Raw genomic sequence first — 14,998 nt, forward strand, 5'->3', positions numbered from 1 at the left:
TCAATCCTTGGCAATTCGCGCCACGACGTCATCGCGGACCGCCGGTGTGACGAATTTGGAGATGTCGCCGCCGTACTTGGCGATCTCCTTGACCAGCCGCGAGGCGATCGGCTGCAGCGCGACGTCGGCCATCAGAAACACGGTCTCTACCTCGTGGTTCAGTTGCCGGTTCATGCCGGTCAGCTGATACTCGTATTCGAAGTCGGTCACGCCCCGGATGCCGCGGATCACCACCTGCGCGTTCATCGCATCGGCAAAGTCCATCAGCAGCGAGTTGAACCCGACCACCCGGATCTTGGCATTGCCGACCCGCGCCACTTCACGCTCGACCATCGCGATCCGCTCGTCATCGCTGAACATCGGCGATTTGGCGATATTGGTGGTCACCCCGATGATCAGCTCGTCGACCAGCTTGGCCCCGCGCTCGATGATATCCATGTGGCCCAGGGTGATCGGATCGAAAGTGCCGGGGTAAACGCCGATGCGCTTGGTCATCTAGTGGTCCCTCTCCACGATGTAGCGCGCCACGGCGCGCAGCAGGTCTGCTTCTTGCCCGTATGAGCCAAGGTGCGCAATCGCCTGATCGACCAGCATCCGCGCCTGCTCGCGCGCCCGGTCCGCACCCAGCGCGGCAACGAAGGTCTGCTTTCCCGCTTCGGCATCCTTGCGCAGCGCCTTGCCGGCCTTGGTTTCATCGCCGGCATGATCGAGCAGGTCATCGGCGATCTGGAAGGCGAGACCGATATCGCGGGCATAGCCCTTCAGGTGCATCCGCCCCTCGGCGGGCAACTTGCCCAGCACCGCGCCCATTTCCACGGCAGCGGAAAGCAGCGCCCCGGTTTTGAGCTGCTGCATCCGGGTGATCGCCGGCAGGTCCAGCGCCTGCCCCTCACCCTCGATGTCGAGCACCTGCCCGCCGACCATGCCCTGCGCGCCCGATGCCAGCGCCAGCACCTGGACCATTTCGGCCCGGACGAACGGATCGCCACTGGTTGCCGGATCGGACAGCACTTCGAAGGCGAAGCTCTGCAGCGCATCGCCCGCCAGCACCGCCATCGCCTCGCCAAAGGCGATATGCGTGCTCGGCTTGCCGTGGCGCATGGCGTCATCGTCCATGCAGGGCAGATCGTCGTGAACCAGCGAATAGGCATGGATCGCCTCGATCGCCACCGCGGCGCGCATGGCATGGGTGCGATCGGCGCCGTGCATCGCGGCGGTTGCGGTCAGCAGCAGCGGGCGGAGCCGCTTGCCCCCGCCAATCGCGGCATGGCGCATCGCAGCGGCCAGCCGACCCTGCGACGGCAACAGCGCGTCGAACATGCCATCGATATCGCGGGCGATCGCGCCAAGCGCATCGGCCAGCAGCGGTTCGGTGGGCACGATCAGCCGGCGTCGAAGGGTTGGGTGCCGGCCGCCTGGCCGTCCGCCCCGGCGACGATCTTCTCGATCCGCAGCTGCGCCGCATCGAGCCGGGCCTGACAATGCTGGCGCAGCTTTTCACCGCGCTCATAAAGGTCCATCGTCGCATCCAGCGGCACTTCGCCGCTTTCCAGCTTGCGGACGATGTCTTCCAGCGCGCGCAGCGCGTCCTCGAACGACAGGGCGGCAATCTCGGGATCGGTCTCGCTCATGGCATCGACCATTGACCGCGCGCGCCGCAGCGGTCAAGCTAGGAAGGCACGGGGCGCATTGCTCCCGGGGAGATTTCTTGATGTTCAAGTGGTACCTTGCCTACCCGATCGTGGGCGCACTGTTTCTGATCCTCGACATGGTCTGGCTGCGGTTCGCAACGCCGGTGCTCTATCGCCCGGCGCTGGGCGAGCTGCTGACCGACAAGTTCCGGATCGGCCCGGCGATCGTGTTTTACGTGATCTATTTCGCCGCGCTGACGCTGTTCGCGGTCGCCCCGGGCACCTTGCTTGCGCCGACCAACTACGGCGTCGCGATCGCCACCGGTTTCGGTGCGGCGCTGGGCCTGACCGCCTATGCGACCTACAACCTGACCAATATGGCCACACTGAAGAACTGGCCGATCGAGATGACTCTGGTCGATATCGCCTGGGGTACAGTCGCCAGCGGGCTGGCGGCCGGTGCCGCTACCCTGGCGATGATCAAAATCCAGGGCTGACCGGCGATGTTCATCGGGCACTGGGCACCGGCGTTGGCTGTCGCGGCCCGGCGCCCGATGCCGACGATCGGCGTTCTGTTTGTCGCAGCTCAGCTGGTCGATTGGGCGTTCTTCGGCCTGCTGCTTGCCGGGGTGGAGCACATGCGCTTTTCCCCCGGGATCAGCGCGATGAACCCTCTGGACCTCTATCACATGCCCTATACTCACAGCCTGCTCGGCTCGGCGATTTTCGCAGCCGGGTTCGCCGGGCTGGTGCTGGCCGCAACCCGAGATCGTGGTGCGGCCCTGACGACCGGGGCAGTGGTGCTGTCACACTGGTTGCTGGACCTGCTGGTCCACGTGCCTGACCTGACCCTGGCCGGATCGCCGCCGAAGCTGGGATTTGCGCTGTGGAACTATCCGTATCTGGAAATGCCGATTGAGCTGGGCATCACCTTCGGCGCGCTGTGGCTCTATGCCCGCAATCGCCAGCCCGCCGCAGCGCGGGTCTGGACGCTGGCCGCGGTGCTCTTGGCGCTGCAAGCGGTCAACTGGTTCGGCCCGGTCGAACCCGAGGTGACCGCAGGCACGAGCCTGCTGGCCTTTGTTGCCTTTGGTCTGGCAACTCTGGCCGCCTGGTGGATGGGGAAAAGCGCCCGGGCTTGATGCACCGGAAGGAGGCGTTCAGCCGCCTTCGTTGATAACCCGGATAAACAGCAGAACAATCTCAACCAGCAGAATCAGCGACTGAGCCATGATGATATAGGCAAACAGCCAGAAGTTCAGCGTAAACAGCCCGAAAATGACCGCAATGAAGCACAGTCCGAGGTGGAAAAAGCCGTGGCCTTGCTCGTTCAGGTAGAAGCGGTGAATTCCAGTGAAACCCAGAAAAAAGCACAGCAAAATGGCCACAAACAGGTTCTTGTCGCTTCCGGATTTGTAAAACGAACCCTGGAATGCGGAAATGTCACCGTTGTATTTCGCCATGCGTGCCTCCCCTTCTCGGCGGGAGAATAGAACCGCAAAAAGGTTAAGGGATCGATATCCGGCTCCGCTGCCCCAAAAATCCCCCGTTTAGGCTCTGCCCAGGACTAGTGCGAATCCCCCTGCCCCGCTATGCGCCCGCGCATGGCCGAGATTACTCCCGAAGTCGTCGCCCAGCACGGGCTTTCCGAGGATGAATACCAGCGCGTGCTCCATGCACTCGGGCGCGAGCCGAACATGGTCGAGCTAGGGATCTTCTCGGTGATGTGGTCCGAGCATTGCTCTTACAAGTCGAGCCGTATCCACCTCAAGAAGCTGCCCACAGAGGCTCCCTGGGTGATCTGCGGTCCGGGTGAGAACGCCGGGGTGATCGACATCGGCGACGGGCAGGCCGCGATCTTCAAGATGGAGAGCCACAACCACCCGAGCTACATTGAGCCCTACCAGGGTGCAGCCACCGGCGTCGGCGGAATTCTGCGCGATGTCTTCACCATGGGCGCGCGTCCGGTTGCCAACCTGAACGCGCTGCGCTTTGGTCGGCCCGACCATCCCAAGATGAAAAGTCTGGTCAAGGGCGTGGTCGCCGGGATCGGCGGTTATGGCAACTGCGTCGGCGTGCCGACCGTAGGCGGTGAAACCAACTTCCACACCGCTTATGACGGCAACATTCTGGTCAACGCGATGACCGTCGGCGTCGCCGATGCCGACAAGATCTTCTATTCGGCCGCCACCGGGATCGGCAATCCGATCGTCTATGTTGGCTCCAAGACCGGACGCGACGGAATCCACGGCGCGACCATGGCCTCTGCCGATTTCGGCGAGGATTCGGAAGAAAAGCGCCCGACGGTGCAGGTCGGCGATCCCTTCACCGAAAAGCTGCTGATCGAAGCCTGCCTGGAACTGATGGCAACCGACGCGATCGTCGCGATTCAGGACATGGGCGCGGCGGGCCTCACCTCCAGCTCGGTCGAAATGGCCACCAACGGCAAGGCCGGGATCATTCTCGACATGGACAAGGTGCCGTGCCGCGAAGAGGGCATGACGCCCTACGAGATGATGCTGAGCGAGAGCCAGGAGCGGATGCTGATGGTGCTCAAGCCTGGCAAGGAGCCGATGGCTGAGGCGATCTTCCGGAAGTGGGAGCTCGATTTCGCGGTGATCGGCGAAGTGACCGATACCGGCCACATGGTGCTGACCTGGCAAGGCGAGACCGTCTGCGACATTCCACTTGGCCCCTTGGCCGAGGACGCGCCGCTGTACGATCGTCCGGCGCTGAGCCTCGAGGAATACAAGACTTGGGCGGCGGTCAAGCCGCTGGGCGATATTCCCGAAAGCACCGATATCGCCGCCGATCTGCTCAAGCTGATGGCCTGCCCCGATCTTGCCAGCCGGCGCTGGATCTGGGAACAGTACGACAGCCAGGTCGGCGCCGATACGCTGCAGAAGAGCGGCGGCGACGCGGCGGTGGTGCGGCTCCACGGCACCCGCAAGGCGCTGGCGATGAGCACCGACTGCACCCCGCGCTATTGCTACGCCGACCCCTACGAAGGCGGCAAGCAGGCGGTCGCGGAAACCTACCGCAATATCTCAGCTGTCGGGGCCAAGCCCTTGGCAATTACCAATTGCCTTAACTTCGCCAATCCGCAGCGGCCCGAGATCATGGCCCAGATCGTCGAGTGCCTGCGCGGCATGGGCGACGCTTGCCGCGCGCTGGATTACCCGATCGTGAGCGGCAACGTGTCGCTGTACAACGAGAGCAAGGCCACCGGCGGCGGCTCTGCGATCTTGCCGACCCCGGCGATCGGCGGCGTGGGTCTGATGAACGACTACGCCAAGATGGCGACGATCGGGTTTAAGGCCGAGGGGCAAATGATCGTGCTGATCTGCCACTCTTCCGGCCACCTCGGTCAGTCGCTGTGGCTGCGCGAACTGCATGGCCGAGAGGACGGCGATCCACCGGCGGTTGATCTGGCCAAGGAACGCGCGGCGGGTGAACTCGTCCGTGCGCTGGTTGCCGATGGCAGTGTGAGCGCGGTTCACGACTGTGCCGATGGCGGTGCCGCTGTGGCGATGGCGGAAATGGCCTTGGCCCGAAACATCGGGTTTACCAGCCAGATCGCCCCCAACCTGCCTCCGCTGGCCGGTCTCTACTTTGGCGAAGACCAGGGTCGTTACATCGTGACCGGCTCAGATTTCGCCGCGATCAAGGGCCGTGCCGACGCAGCTGGCTTGATCGCAGTACCAGTTGGCTTGACCGGCGGTGATGCCTGCACTTTCGAATGGATTGATGGCGGTAAGCGCCAATCGGTTACACTTGCCGAACTGCGGGCTGCCAACGAAGCATTTTTCCGCGATTGGATGGAAACCTGATGGCCGATCTGTACCTCAAGGCGCTCGAGAGTGAACGCAAGCAGTTGTGGGCGACTTGTCGGCTCAAGGGTCTGGCGATCGGGACGCCGGAGCGCGACCGGATTGCGGCGCTTGATGGGCTGATTGGCGAGCATTTGGGCAAGCGTGGGGTTTGAGGGGCGGACTGCACCCCTCCCTTACCGTACCCGTCACCCTGAACTTGTTTCAGGGTCCATTTCGCAGATAGCCCAGTTGCTGGGTGAAATGAGCTGACTGCGCGGTTTGCTAGCGATTCCGCGCTTCGGGCGGGCAGCACGATGGACCCTGAAACAAGTTCAGGGTGACGAACTTGGTTTAGAAGGATTGTCAGGCATGACCACAGGCTACTCTGGCACACCCCTCGCCAAGAAGCTGTCGCTGCGTGATGGGATGCGGGTGTGGTTCGATGCCATGCCCGAGGACGTGTTCGACGAGATCGCCGAATATGCCCTGGAACTGACCTTTGTCGCCGATCCCGCCAAAGGAATCGACGCCGCCCATGTCTTCGTTACCGAACGCGCGGTTCTCGAAGCGCGGCTGATCGCGCTGCGCAAGCAAATCGCGCCCGATGGTCAGGTCTGGGTCAGCTGGCCAAAAAAGGCCTCAAAGTTGCCCACCGACATCACCGAAGACACCATTCGCGAGCTGTGCCTGCCGCTGGGATTCGTCGATACCAAGGTCTGCGCGGTGGACGATGTCTGGTCAGGGCTGAAGCTGGTGATCCGCAAAGAGCTGCGGTGATTTAGGCCTTACCGGCCATCAACCCACGCCCGTCACCCTGAACTTGTTTGAGCAAGCTCAGCTTCGCTTCCAGGGGCCATTTTACGGATGGCCCAGTTGGCGCTTGGAATGCACTGACCGCTCGGTTTGCTAACTATCCTGCGCTTTGGGCAAATGGCACAATAGACCCTGGAAGCGAAGCTGAGCTTGCTCAAACAAGTTCAGGGTGAAGACTTTGGCGAGAGGGCAGCCCCCCTCACCTCAAGCCGCCTGCTTGACCGGCGCCAGTAGATCGTAGGGATCGACTCCCTGGCCCTGCCAAACGGCATGGGCCTGGCGATAGAACTTCGGCTCGGCAATATTGAGCCTGGCGCGGGCCACTTCGATCGGGAGCGGCAGCAGTTCGGTGATCGCCATCTCAACCAGCCGCGGGCACGCCTTGCCCATCTTCTGCGCCTCGCGCACGGCGCGGAAGACCGGCGCCTTGACCGGGTGCTTGCTGACCTGGAATGCGCCGGCATAACCCAGGAACAGATGCGCCGGGCTCGGCTGCTGGCTGTAGGTGAAGGCCAGCACGCACAGCTCGCCCAGTGCGTCACGGCTGAACCCGGTCAGAACGTGAAGCAGATCATGCGTGTCGCGCATCCGGTTGAAGTACCAGGTGACCTGATCGTCATAATAGCGCTCGGCAGGCCGGTTCTTGTCAAGCTCGTCAACCAGGCCCTGGGCCGAAAACCCGGCCTCCTCCATGAAGTCGCAATAGACCTGGGCGACGCTGCCTGCCGGAAGCCTGCGCAGGCTGGCGCGATCGTCGAGGATCTTGACCAGCGAGGGCTCCTTGCGGCGGATTTCCTGGGCCCGATCGGTCTTGAGAAAGGCCAGGGCCGCGTCATAGACGCCCAGCCACGGCAGAGCCTCAAAGATTGGCGTGACCTGCGCCGTATCGTCCTTGTCCTTGATCAGCTCCTTGAAGTGACGCCAAGCCTTGGGCAGGTCATACCGCATCTTCGGCCGGCCCGGCAGCATAAGCGGCAGGTCCGGCGCGGCGAAATCGACATGGGCCTGAGGCCCCGCGGCGACAGTGGTCATCATGTTCATGGCAAAGCCGATACTGCGAACTACTTACAGAAATGTCAATACAGTGCGCGCCCGCTGGCGAAAGCGCCGAATTCCCGCTAAGAGGCGCAGCAAAACTTGGGTGGGGAATGCCATGACACGCCGCTGGCCACTGCTGTTGGGCCTGATAGCCGGACTGGCCGCGATATATCTCGGGCTCGCCACGGGCAGCGATGCCGCAGATCAATGGGGCCGCGCCGCGCGCTGGACGGCGCGGATCGGGCTGCCGATCTTTCTGCTGACCTATGCCGCCTCGTCGCTCGGGCGGCTCTGGCCAAATGACCTGACCCGGGCCATCTGGCGTAACCGGCGCTGGTGGGGACTGGGCTTTGCCGCCAGCCATTCGATCCACCTTTACGCCCTGATCCGCGCCCTCCAGGCCAGCGGTGAAGAGCGCACGCTGGCTTCGCTGATCCCGGGAGGCCTTGCCTATCTGGCGATCTTCCTGATGGCGCTGACCTCCAACGACGCGGCCATGCGGGTGCTGGGCAAGAACTGGAAGCGGCTCCACAGCGCCGGAATTCACTACATCTGGCTGATCTTCATGCTCGCCTATGCCGGACGTTTTGCCGAACCGGGCAAATTGCCAGAGGCCAGCTATGGGGTGTTGCTGTGTCTGGTCGCGCTGGCCTTGCGGATCGCAGCCTGGCGCAAGGGCAAGCGGACCTAGGCCCACTCTCCTTCCGGAATCCCTAGCAGCCGCAATACGTCGGTCAGGTCGCCGCGGTCGATCGCGCCGTTGGCGGCAGCGCGGGCCTTGGGCTTGGCGTGATAGGCCAGACCATAGCTGGCTGCGACCAGCATGGGGATGTCGTTTGCTCCATCGCCGGTCGCCAGGCTGGCCGCCCCGCCCCGCGCTTCGACCGCACCGCGCAGCACCGCTTCCTTGACCGCGCTGTCGACAATGTCACCAATAAGGCCGCCGGTCAGCTTGCCGTGGCTCACCGCCAGCCGGTTGCCGACCACCCGCTCAAACCCAAGCCGCTCCCCGACCGGATCGGCGAACTGGTGAAACCCGCCAGTAACCAGCACCGTCTCGCAGCCATGGGCCTTCAGCGTGGCGACCAGGGTCCGCGCGCCGGGCATGTCGGTGATCCGCTGGTCGAGGCACTGCTGGATCGCATCCTCCCCCAGCCCGCCGAGCAGGCGCACCCGCTCGCCCAGCGCTTCGGCAAAATCGAGTTCACCCTGCATCGCGCGTTCGGTGATCGCGGCGATCTGGTCCTTGATCCCGGCAAAGTCGCCCAGTTCATCTATGCATTCCTGGCCAATCATGGTCGAATCCATGTCGGAGACGAATACCCCCGGCACCTGCGGCAGGTGATCGACGATCAGGTGGTCCGAGGAACTGAAATGCCGATCAATCACGCCGCGAACCGCGACCGGATCGGCATCCTGGGCCATGAATTGCAACACTGTGTCGAGCCCCGGCAGCGAATCTGCGCCCAGGACTTTCGCGCCCTGCGCTTCGATCGCGTGAACCGCTGCATCGAGATGGGCGGACAAGACCGCCGGTTCTGCTATCACGCGGGCAATGAGCACGTTGGAATCCCCTGAATCGGCAGGCAAGCCGCCGCTGGCGCTCATCGCAGGGCCGACCGCCAGCGGCAAGAGCGATGTCGCGGTGCAGCTGGCCATACGATTGCGCGACGCCGGCCGTGAAGCCGTGGTGATCAATGCCGATAGCGCGCAGGTCTATGCCGACCTCGCGGTGCTGAGCGCCCGCCCCTCGGTGGAGGAGATGCGTGGGATCGAGCACCGCCTGTTCGGGGAATGGGACGGCGCCGAAGCCTGCTCTGCGGCTGACTGGGCAGCACGGGCAAGCGACGTCATTGCCGAGGTTCATGCCCGCGGCGCGGTGCCGATCCTGGTTGGCGGGACCGGGCTGTACCTGCGCACGCTACTCGACGGAATCGCGCCGGTACCGCCGATCGATCCCGCCGTGCGGGAACTTGTGAGGGCGATGCCGGTGGCCGAGGCCTATGCGGCGCTGCAAGTCGAGGACCCGCCGCGCGCCGCCGTGCTCTCTCCGGCTGATACCGCCCGCGTTGCCCGCGCACTGGAGGTCGTGCGCTCGACTGGCCGCTCACTGGCGGCGTGGCAGGCCGATCTGGTCGGCGGAATTGGAGCAATAGTTGCGCTGCACCCGGCCGTGCTCCTGCCGCCGCGCGATTGGCTATACCATCGCTGCGACCTGCGCTTTGCCATGATGCTGGACCGGGGCGCGCTGGCCGAAGTCGAAGCGCTGCTGGCACGGCGGCTCGATCCGGCTCTTCCCGTCATGCGGGCGATTGGTGTGCCCGAATTGAGCGCGCTGCTGGCCGGAGAGATCAGCCGCGACGAGGCTGCCGCGCGCGGTGCCCAGGCCACCCGTAACTATGCCAAGCGCCAGTTCACCTGGTTCCGCAACCAGCCCCCGCCCGAATGGCAGCGCATTGAGTCAGAACATTACGATCTGGAACAAATGTTCGCATCATTATTGCGCGATTAGGGGTTGACGCGTTATTTTCCATCGCCTAGAGGCGTGCCCACGATATGCGCTTGCGCATTGGTCCCGAGTTGGAGAGGAGACCCGGCACAGCCCGCTGTGCCGGGTCGTCCATTTCAGGCCGGACGACGATTTGGAAAGGTGATTTGAGGTGAGCGAGGAGCGCAGCGGCGCCAGCATCCTGGTCGAAAGCCTGGTCCGCCAGGGGGTGGAATTCGTCTTCGGCTATCCCGGCGGCGCGGTCCTGCCGATCTATGACGCCTTGTTCGGCGATGCCCGGATCCGCCACATCCTGGTCCGGCACGAGGCCGGCGCGGCCCATGCGGCCGAAGGCTATGCCCGCTCCACCGGCAAGCCGGGGGTGGTGCTGGTCACATCCGGCCCCGGTGCAACCAATGCGGTCACCGGGATCGCCGATGCCTTTATGGATTCGATTCCGCTGGTGGTAATCACTGGGCAGGTCCCGACCGGGCTGATCGGTTCCGATGCCTTCCAGGAAGCCGACACGATCGGCATCACCCGCCACTGCACCAAGCACAATTACCTGGTCAAAGACCCGGGTGAGCTTGCCGCGATCATCGATGAGGCATTCCAGATCGCCACCACCGGCCGCCCCGGCCCGGTGGTGATCGACATTCCCAAGGACGTCCAGATCGCCATGGCCAGCTGGAGCGAAGCCGCGCCGCAGCGCCATATCCGCTACAACCCGCCCAGCACCGGCAGCGACCGCGATATCGCCAAGGCGATCGAGCTGCTCGCCAATGCCAAGGCGCCGATCTTCTACACCGGCGGCGGGGTGATCAACTCCGGCCCGCGCGCGACCGAGCTGCTGCGCCAGCTTCAGGCGCTGACCGGCGCGCCGGTCACCTCGACGCTGATGGGCCTCGGCGCCTTCCCGGCCGACCATCCCGATTGGCTCGGCATGCTGGGCATGCACGGCACGTTTGAAGCCAACATGGCGATGAACCGGGCCGACCTGATGGTCTGTGTCGGCGCGCGCTTTGACGACCGGGTCACCGGCCGGCTCGATGCCTTCGCCCCCAATTCGACCAAGATCCACATCGATATCGACCGCGCCTCGATAAACAAGACGGTCCATGTCGACCTGCCGATCCTGGGCGATTGCGCCGCAGTGCTGGACCAGCTGGTCCAGGCCTGGGGCACCCGCAAGGCGCAGGATCTGACCGAATGGAAGGCCCGGATCGACGGCTGGCGTGCAAGGCTGAGCCTGGCCTATCCGGCCAACAAGACCGCGATCATGCCGCAACTGGCGGTTGAGCGGCTGTTCGAACTGACCAAACACCGCAATCCGATCATCGCCACCGAAGTCGGGCAGCATCAGATGTGGGCGGCGCAGTACTTTCCGTTCTACGCCCCCAACAAGTGGCTGACCTCGGGCGGGCTTGGTACGATGGGCTATGGCCTGCCCGCCGCGATCGGAGCGCAGCTGGGCAATCCGGACGATCTGGTGATCGACATTGCCGGCGACGCCTCGATCCAGATGAACATCCAAGAACTTGGCACCGCCACCCAGTTCCGCTTGCCGGTCAAGGTCTTCGTGCTCAACAACGAATGGATGGGCATGGTCCGCCAGTGGCAGGAACTGACTTATGAAAGCCGCTATTCCAGCTCCTATTCGGACAGCCTGCCCGATTTCGTGAAGCTGGCCGAAGCCTATGGCTGGAAGGGCATCCGGATCGAGAACGAAAGCCAGCTTGACGCCGGAATCCAGGCAATGATCGACCATGACGGGCCGGTGATCGTCGATTGCCTGGTTGCCAAGGAAGCCAACTGCTTCCCGATGATCCCCAGCGGCGCCGCGCATACCGACATGATCCTCTATGGCGACAGCGTCGCCGGGACCATGGACGACGAAGCCAAGGCGCTGGTGTGATGGAATTCGATCTCCAAAGTCATGACCTTGCCCCCCTCCCGCAGGCGGGAGGGGTTAGGGGTGGGCGCGACCGTCAGGTCGAGTGGGCCGCACGGCCCACCCCGCTGCGACTAGGTTCGTTGCACTCACCAAGTCTCGCTCCCCTCCCGCCTGCGGGAGGGGCGGAAGCATCATGAAGATCAAGCACGAAGCCTCCGAACGCCACGTTCTGACGATCACGGTCGATAACGAGGCGGGGATCCTGGCCAAGATCGCCGGGCTGTTCACCGCGCGCGGCTATAATATCGACAGCCTGACGGTGGCCGACATTACCGAGAACCACGCGGTCAGCCGGATCACGATCGTCACCCACGGCCCGCCGGCGGTGATCGACCAGATCCACGCGCAACTCGATCGGCTGGTCCCGGTCCACAAGGTTATCGACCTGACCGAAGCCGGCGACCACGTCGAGCGCGAGCTGGCGCTGGTCAAGGTGGCCGGTGTGGGTGACGCCCGGGTCGAGGCGCTGCGCCTGGCCGAGGTATTCCGCGCTTCGGTGATCGACACCACGACGTCGAGCTTCGTGTTCGAACTGACCGGCGCCCCGGACAAGATCGACCGCTTCGTCGCGCTGATGCGCGAACTGGGGCTGGTCGAAGTCGGCCGCACCGGCGTGGTCGGGATGATGCGGGGAGCCAGCGCGGCTTAGGATTCACCCCTACCCTCTCCTGCACCGTCACCCTGAACTCGTTTCAGGGTCCATGGTGCCTCACAGGCCAGGGCAGGATTTGTTGCACAATGGATGCTGAAACAAGTTCAGCATGACGTTTGAATAGGAAGCGGAAATGAAGGTTTACTACGACGCCGATTGCGATCTCAACCTGGTTACCGGCAAGAAGATCGCCGTGCTCGGCTATGGCAGCCAGGGCCACGCCCATGCCCAGAACCTGCGCGACAGCGGCGTAAAGGACGTGGCGATCGCGCTGCGCCCGGGCTCGGCCAGCGCCAAGAAGGCCGAAGGTGCGGGCTTCAAGGTGATGGACAACAAGGCCGCCGCAGCCTGGGCCGACGTGTTGATGATCCTTGCCCCCGACGAGCATCAGGCGGCAATCTGGGCCGACGATATCAAGGGCAACCTGCGCCCCGGCGCCGCCCTTGCCTTTGCTCACGGCCTCAATATCCACTTCGGGCTGATCGAAGTTCCCGCCGACATCGACGTGATCATGATCGCCCCCAAGGGCCCCGGTCACACCGTGCGCGGTGAGTACCTCAAGGGCGGCGGCGTGCCGTGCCTGATCGCGGTCCACCAGGACGCCACCGGCAATGCCCATGACGTTGCCCTGGCCTATGCTTCCGGCGTCGGCGGTGGCCGCAGCGGCATCATCGAGACCAACTTCAAGGAAGAATGCGAAACCGATCTGTTCGGTGAACAGGCCGTGCTCTGCGGCGGGATCACTCACCTGATCCAGGCCGGGTTCGAAACGCTGGTCGAAGCCGGTTACGCCCCGGAAATGGCCTATTTCGAATGCCTCCACGAAACCAAGCTGATCGTCGACCTGCTCTATGAAGGCGGCATCGCCAACATGCGCTATTCGATCAGCAACACCGCAGAATACGGCGACATCACCACCGGCCCGCGGATCATCACCGCCGAAACCAAGGCCGAGATGAAGCGCGTGCTGGCTGACATCCAGTCGGGCCGTTTCGTCAAGAACTTCGTGCTCGACAACCGCGCCGGCCAGCCCGAGCTGAAGGCCGCCCGTAAAGCCGCCGAGGCGCACCCGATCGAACAGACCGGAGCTCAGCTGCGCGCGATGATGCCGTGGATCGGCAAGAACAAGCTGGTTGATCAGGAAAAGAACTGATCGCTCGGCCTAGGCTGAAAACGAATGAGGCCCGGGTTTACGCCCGGGCCTTTTTCATTGCCGCAAACCCCAGCAGGAACGCGCCAGCCACCAGCAGGCTGGTCCAAAGCTCAATCTGCCGCGCCGGGCTGATCGCCATGAACAGCAGCACCGCCGCCATCACCGCGATGGTCGCCCAGGTCAGCCAGGGGAATAGCCACATCCGCACTTGCAGCTTCTCGGGCGCGGTTTTCTCCAGCCGGTTGCGGATCCGCAGCTGCGCCGCCGCACAGAGGATGTAGAGCAACAGCATCGTCGCGCCCGATGAATTGATCAGGAAGCTGAACACCCTATCGGGTGAAACCCGCTCGGCGATATAGGCGGCATAGCTGAACAGGCTGGCCATCACGATCGCGCGGGCTGGCACCTTGCGGTTGTTGACCGCCACCAGCCACTGCGGCGCATCGCCATGCTTGGCGAGGCCGAAAAGCGTGCGCGAGGTAATGTAGAGGCTGGAATTGAGGCACGAAAGCACCGCGACCAGCACCAGACAGGTCATGATGAATTTACCGCCGGGCACGTGGATCGCCTCCAGCGTGGCGGCGAACGGCGAATAGCCTGCGACCACCCCGTTCCACGGCAGGATCGCCACGATCAGCGCCAGCGTGATGACGTAGAACACCAGAATCCGAGCCGAGACCGAGAGCGAAAGCCGGGCGATAACCTTGCCGCTTTCCTTGCTTTCGGCGGCAGCAATGGTGGCGATTTCGGCGCCGCACATGGTGAAGATGGTCGATGCCACCGCCGCCAGCACCAGCCCCCAGCCATTGGGAGCAAATCCGCCGTGCTGGGTCCAGTTGGCGACGCTGGCCCCGGCCGGATTGGTGAAGCCGAGCACCCAGGCCCCGGCAATCGCGATAAAGGCCAGGATCGCGCCGACCTTGATCAGCGAGAACCAAAACTCAAACTCACCGTAGGCGCGGGTCGAGAGCAGGTTGACCGCAGTCAGCGCCAGCATCAGTGCCACGCCGATCTGCCATTCGGCGAACATCGGGTACCATTCGTGCAGGATCTTGGCCCCGGCCACCGCCTCTACCGCGACGACCACGGCCCAGAAATACCAGTAGAGCCAGCCGGACAGGAACCCGGCCCAATGGCCAATCCCTTCGCGCGCGAAATCCGGGAAGGCCTGCACGCCTTCCAGCGAGCTCGCCATTTCCGAGATCATCCGCATCACCAGCATCACCGCCAGCCCGGCAATCGCGAAAGAGACTACCGCCGCCGGTCCGACCTGGCTGATCGTGGTCGATGAACCGACGAACAGCCCCGCCCCAATGATCCCGCCCAGCGTGATCATGGTGACGTGGCGGTTTTCCAGGCTGCGGCCGAGCTGCGTGTCGCTGTGCCCGATCAGCGCTTCGGCTTCCTCGGTGGTGGTAAACTGATTGCTCATTGGCGCTTTGCTCCCCTAGTGCCGC

17 protein-coding genes are annotated in these 14,998 nt (G+C 63.8%); 10 read left to right on the plus strand and 7 right to left on the minus strand.

Translation table 11 applies throughout. The features are described from left to right. From coaD to B2V17_RS12545, 3 genes are all read right to left on the minus strand, one after another. Positions 1-495 (minus strand): pantetheine-phosphate adenylyltransferase, encoded by a 495-nt coding sequence (coaD, locus tag B2V17_RS12535; RefSeq protein ID WP_292998172.1) that lies wholly within the window; start codon positions 493-495, stop codon positions 1-3. Beyond that, positions 496-1,320 (minus strand): polyprenyl synthetase family protein, encoded by an 825-nt coding sequence (locus B2V17_RS12540; RefSeq protein ID WP_292998230.1) that lies wholly within the window; start codon positions 1,318-1,320, stop codon positions 496-498. 62 nt (positions 1,321-1,382) lie between these two features. Continuing rightward, positions 1,383-1,631: an exodeoxyribonuclease VII small subunit gene (locus tag B2V17_RS12545; RefSeq protein WP_292998174.1), complete on the minus strand. Its 249-nt coding sequence runs from the start codon at positions 1,629-1,631 to the stop codon at positions 1,383-1,385. Positions 1,632-1,711: 80 nt separating this feature from the next. Between B2V17_RS12545 and B2V17_RS12550 the strand changes: the two genes are divergently transcribed. Further along, a complete protein-coding gene (locus B2V17_RS12550) occupies positions 1,712-2,128 on the plus strand; it encodes a DUF2177 family protein (RefSeq protein ID WP_292998176.1) in 417 nt (138 codons plus the stop codon). 6 nt (positions 2,129-2,134) lie between these two features. Further along, the gene (locus B2V17_RS12555) at positions 2,135-2,773 is read left to right on the plus strand and encodes a hypothetical protein (protein WP_292998178.1); all 639 of its coding nucleotides are present in this window, start codon (positions 2,135-2,137) and stop codon (positions 2,771-2,773) included. An 18-nt stretch (positions 2,774-2,791) separates the two neighbouring features. Here the strand turns inward: B2V17_RS12555 and B2V17_RS12560 are convergent, their stop codons facing one another. Further along, positions 2,792-3,094 (minus strand): TM2 domain-containing protein, encoded by a 303-nt coding sequence (locus B2V17_RS12560; protein WP_292998180.1) that lies wholly within the window; start codon positions 3,092-3,094, stop codon positions 2,792-2,794. A gap of 141 nt (positions 3,095-3,235) precedes the next feature. On the opposite strand from B2V17_RS12560, the gene purL reads away from it, so the two are divergent. The 3 genes from purL (at position 3,236) to B2V17_RS12575 (ending at position 6,220) form a co-directional block, all read left to right on the plus strand. Further along, a complete protein-coding gene (gene purL / locus B2V17_RS12565) occupies positions 3,236-5,461 on the plus strand; it encodes a phosphoribosylformylglycinamidine synthase subunit PurL (RefSeq protein WP_292998182.1) in 2,226 nt (741 codons plus the stop codon). Next, positions 5,461-5,616, plus strand: coding sequence for a hypothetical protein (locus B2V17_RS12570; RefSeq protein ID WP_292998184.1), 156 nt, complete (start codon positions 5,461-5,463; stop codon positions 5,614-5,616). Before purL ends, B2V17_RS12570 begins: the two co-directional genes overlap by 1 nt. Before the next feature lie 196 nt (positions 5,617-5,812). Then, positions 5,813-6,220 carry a hypothetical protein gene (locus tag B2V17_RS12575; RefSeq protein WP_292998186.1) on the plus strand — a complete coding sequence of 136 codons (408 nt, stop codon included), beginning with the start codon at positions 5,813-5,815 and terminating at the stop codon, positions 6,218-6,220. A gap of 240 nt (positions 6,221-6,460) precedes the next feature. Here B2V17_RS12575 and B2V17_RS12580 read toward each other — a convergent pair whose 3' ends face one another. Next, positions 6,461-7,297: a Coq4 family protein gene (locus B2V17_RS12580; protein ID WP_292998188.1), complete on the minus strand. Its 837-nt coding sequence runs from the start codon at positions 7,295-7,297 to the stop codon at positions 6,461-6,463. A 112-nt stretch (positions 7,298-7,409) separates the two neighbouring features. Here B2V17_RS12580 and B2V17_RS12585 point away from each other — a divergent pair, with 112 nt between their 5' ends. Beyond that, positions 7,410-7,985: a hypothetical protein gene (locus B2V17_RS12585; protein ID WP_292998190.1), complete on the plus strand. Its 576-nt coding sequence runs from the start codon at positions 7,410-7,412 to the stop codon at positions 7,983-7,985. Here B2V17_RS12585 and serB read toward each other — a convergent pair. Beyond that, positions 7,982-8,857: a phosphoserine phosphatase SerB gene (serB, locus tag B2V17_RS12590; RefSeq protein ID WP_292998192.1), complete on the minus strand. Its 876-nt coding sequence runs from the start codon at positions 8,855-8,857 to the stop codon at positions 7,982-7,984. The two genes, B2V17_RS12585 and serB, sit on opposite strands and share 4 nt — an antisense overlap. On the opposite strand from serB, the gene miaA reads away from it, so the two are divergent. From miaA to ilvC, 4 genes are all read left to right on the plus strand, one after another. Continuing rightward, positions 8,850-9,806: a tRNA (adenosine(37)-N6)-dimethylallyltransferase MiaA gene (gene miaA, locus B2V17_RS12595; protein WP_292998194.1), complete on the plus strand. Its 957-nt coding sequence runs from the start codon at positions 8,850-8,852 to the stop codon at positions 9,804-9,806. The two genes, serB and miaA, sit on opposite strands and share 8 nt — an antisense overlap. Before the next feature lie 148 nt (positions 9,807-9,954). Next, positions 9,955-11,697 (plus strand): biosynthetic-type acetolactate synthase large subunit, encoded by a 1,743-nt coding sequence (gene ilvB / locus B2V17_RS12600; RefSeq protein WP_292998196.1) that lies wholly within the window; start codon positions 9,955-9,957, stop codon positions 11,695-11,697. Positions 11,698-11,869: 172 nt separating this feature from the next. Next, positions 11,870-12,385 carry an acetolactate synthase small subunit gene (gene ilvN, locus B2V17_RS12605; RefSeq protein ID WP_292998198.1) on the plus strand — a complete coding sequence of 172 codons (516 nt, stop codon included), beginning with the start codon at positions 11,870-11,872 and terminating at the stop codon, positions 12,383-12,385. A 136-nt stretch (positions 12,386-12,521) separates the two neighbouring features. Further along, positions 12,522-13,541: a ketol-acid reductoisomerase gene (gene ilvC, locus B2V17_RS12610; RefSeq protein ID WP_292998200.1), complete on the plus strand. Its 1,020-nt coding sequence runs from the start codon at positions 12,522-12,524 to the stop codon at positions 13,539-13,541. A 37-nt stretch (positions 13,542-13,578) separates the two neighbouring features. Here ilvC and B2V17_RS12615 read toward each other — a convergent pair whose 3' ends face one another. Next, positions 13,579-14,973 carry an amino acid permease gene (locus B2V17_RS12615; RefSeq protein WP_292998202.1) on the minus strand — a complete coding sequence of 465 codons (1,395 nt, stop codon included), beginning with the start codon at positions 14,971-14,973 and terminating at the stop codon, positions 13,579-13,581. Positions 14,974-14,998: the final 25 nt, after the last annotated feature.

Origin of the sequence: Novosphingobium sp. UBA6272, assembly GCF_002440635.1 — a bacterium.
In the GTDB taxonomy this organism is placed as follows: domain Bacteria; phylum Pseudomonadota; class Alphaproteobacteria; order Sphingomonadales; family Sphingomonadaceae; genus Novosphingobium.

Coding starts and splice junctions, on each gene's coding strand:
- coaD (WP_292998172.1), bottom strand. CDS start 495: ATGACCAAGCGCATCGGCGTTTACCCCGGCACTTTCGATCCGATCACC.
- B2V17_RS12540 (WP_292998230.1), bottom strand. CDS start 1,320: ATGTTCGACGCGCTGTTGCCGTCGCAGGGTCGGCTGGCCGCTGCGATG.
- B2V17_RS12545 (WP_292998174.1), bottom strand. CDS start 1,631: ATGAGCGAGACCGATCCCGAGATTGCCGCCCTGTCGTTCGAGGACGCG.
- B2V17_RS12550 (WP_292998176.1), top strand. CDS start 1,712: ATGTTCAAGTGGTACCTTGCCTACCCGATCGTGGGCGCACTGTTTCTG.
- B2V17_RS12555 (WP_292998178.1), top strand. CDS start 2,135: ATGTTCATCGGGCACTGGGCACCGGCGTTGGCTGTCGCGGCCCGGCGC.
- B2V17_RS12560 (WP_292998180.1), bottom strand. CDS start 3,094: ATGGCGAAATACAACGGTGACATTTCCGCATTCCAGGGTTCGTTTTAC.
- purL (WP_292998182.1), top strand. CDS start 3,236: ATGGCCGAGATTACTCCCGAAGTCGTCGCCCAGCACGGGCTTTCCGAG.
- B2V17_RS12570 (WP_292998184.1), top strand. CDS start 5,461: ATGGCCGATCTGTACCTCAAGGCGCTCGAGAGTGAACGCAAGCAGTTG.
- B2V17_RS12575 (WP_292998186.1), top strand. CDS start 5,813: ATGACCACAGGCTACTCTGGCACACCCCTCGCCAAGAAGCTGTCGCTG.
- B2V17_RS12580 (WP_292998188.1), bottom strand. CDS start 7,297: ATGAACATGATGACCACTGTCGCCGCGGGGCCTCAGGCCCATGTCGAT.
- B2V17_RS12585 (WP_292998190.1), top strand. CDS start 7,410: ATGACACGCCGCTGGCCACTGCTGTTGGGCCTGATAGCCGGACTGGCC.
- miaA (WP_292998194.1), top strand. CDS start 8,850: ATGAGCACGTTGGAATCCCCTGAATCGGCAGGCAAGCCGCCGCTGGCG.
- ilvN (WP_292998198.1), top strand. CDS start 11,870: ATGAAGATCAAGCACGAAGCCTCCGAACGCCACGTTCTGACGATCACG.
- ilvC (WP_292998200.1), top strand. CDS start 12,522: ATGAAGGTTTACTACGACGCCGATTGCGATCTCAACCTGGTTACCGGC.
- B2V17_RS12615 (WP_292998202.1), bottom strand. CDS start 14,973: ATGAGCAATCAGTTTACCACCACCGAGGAAGCCGAAGCGCTGATCGGG.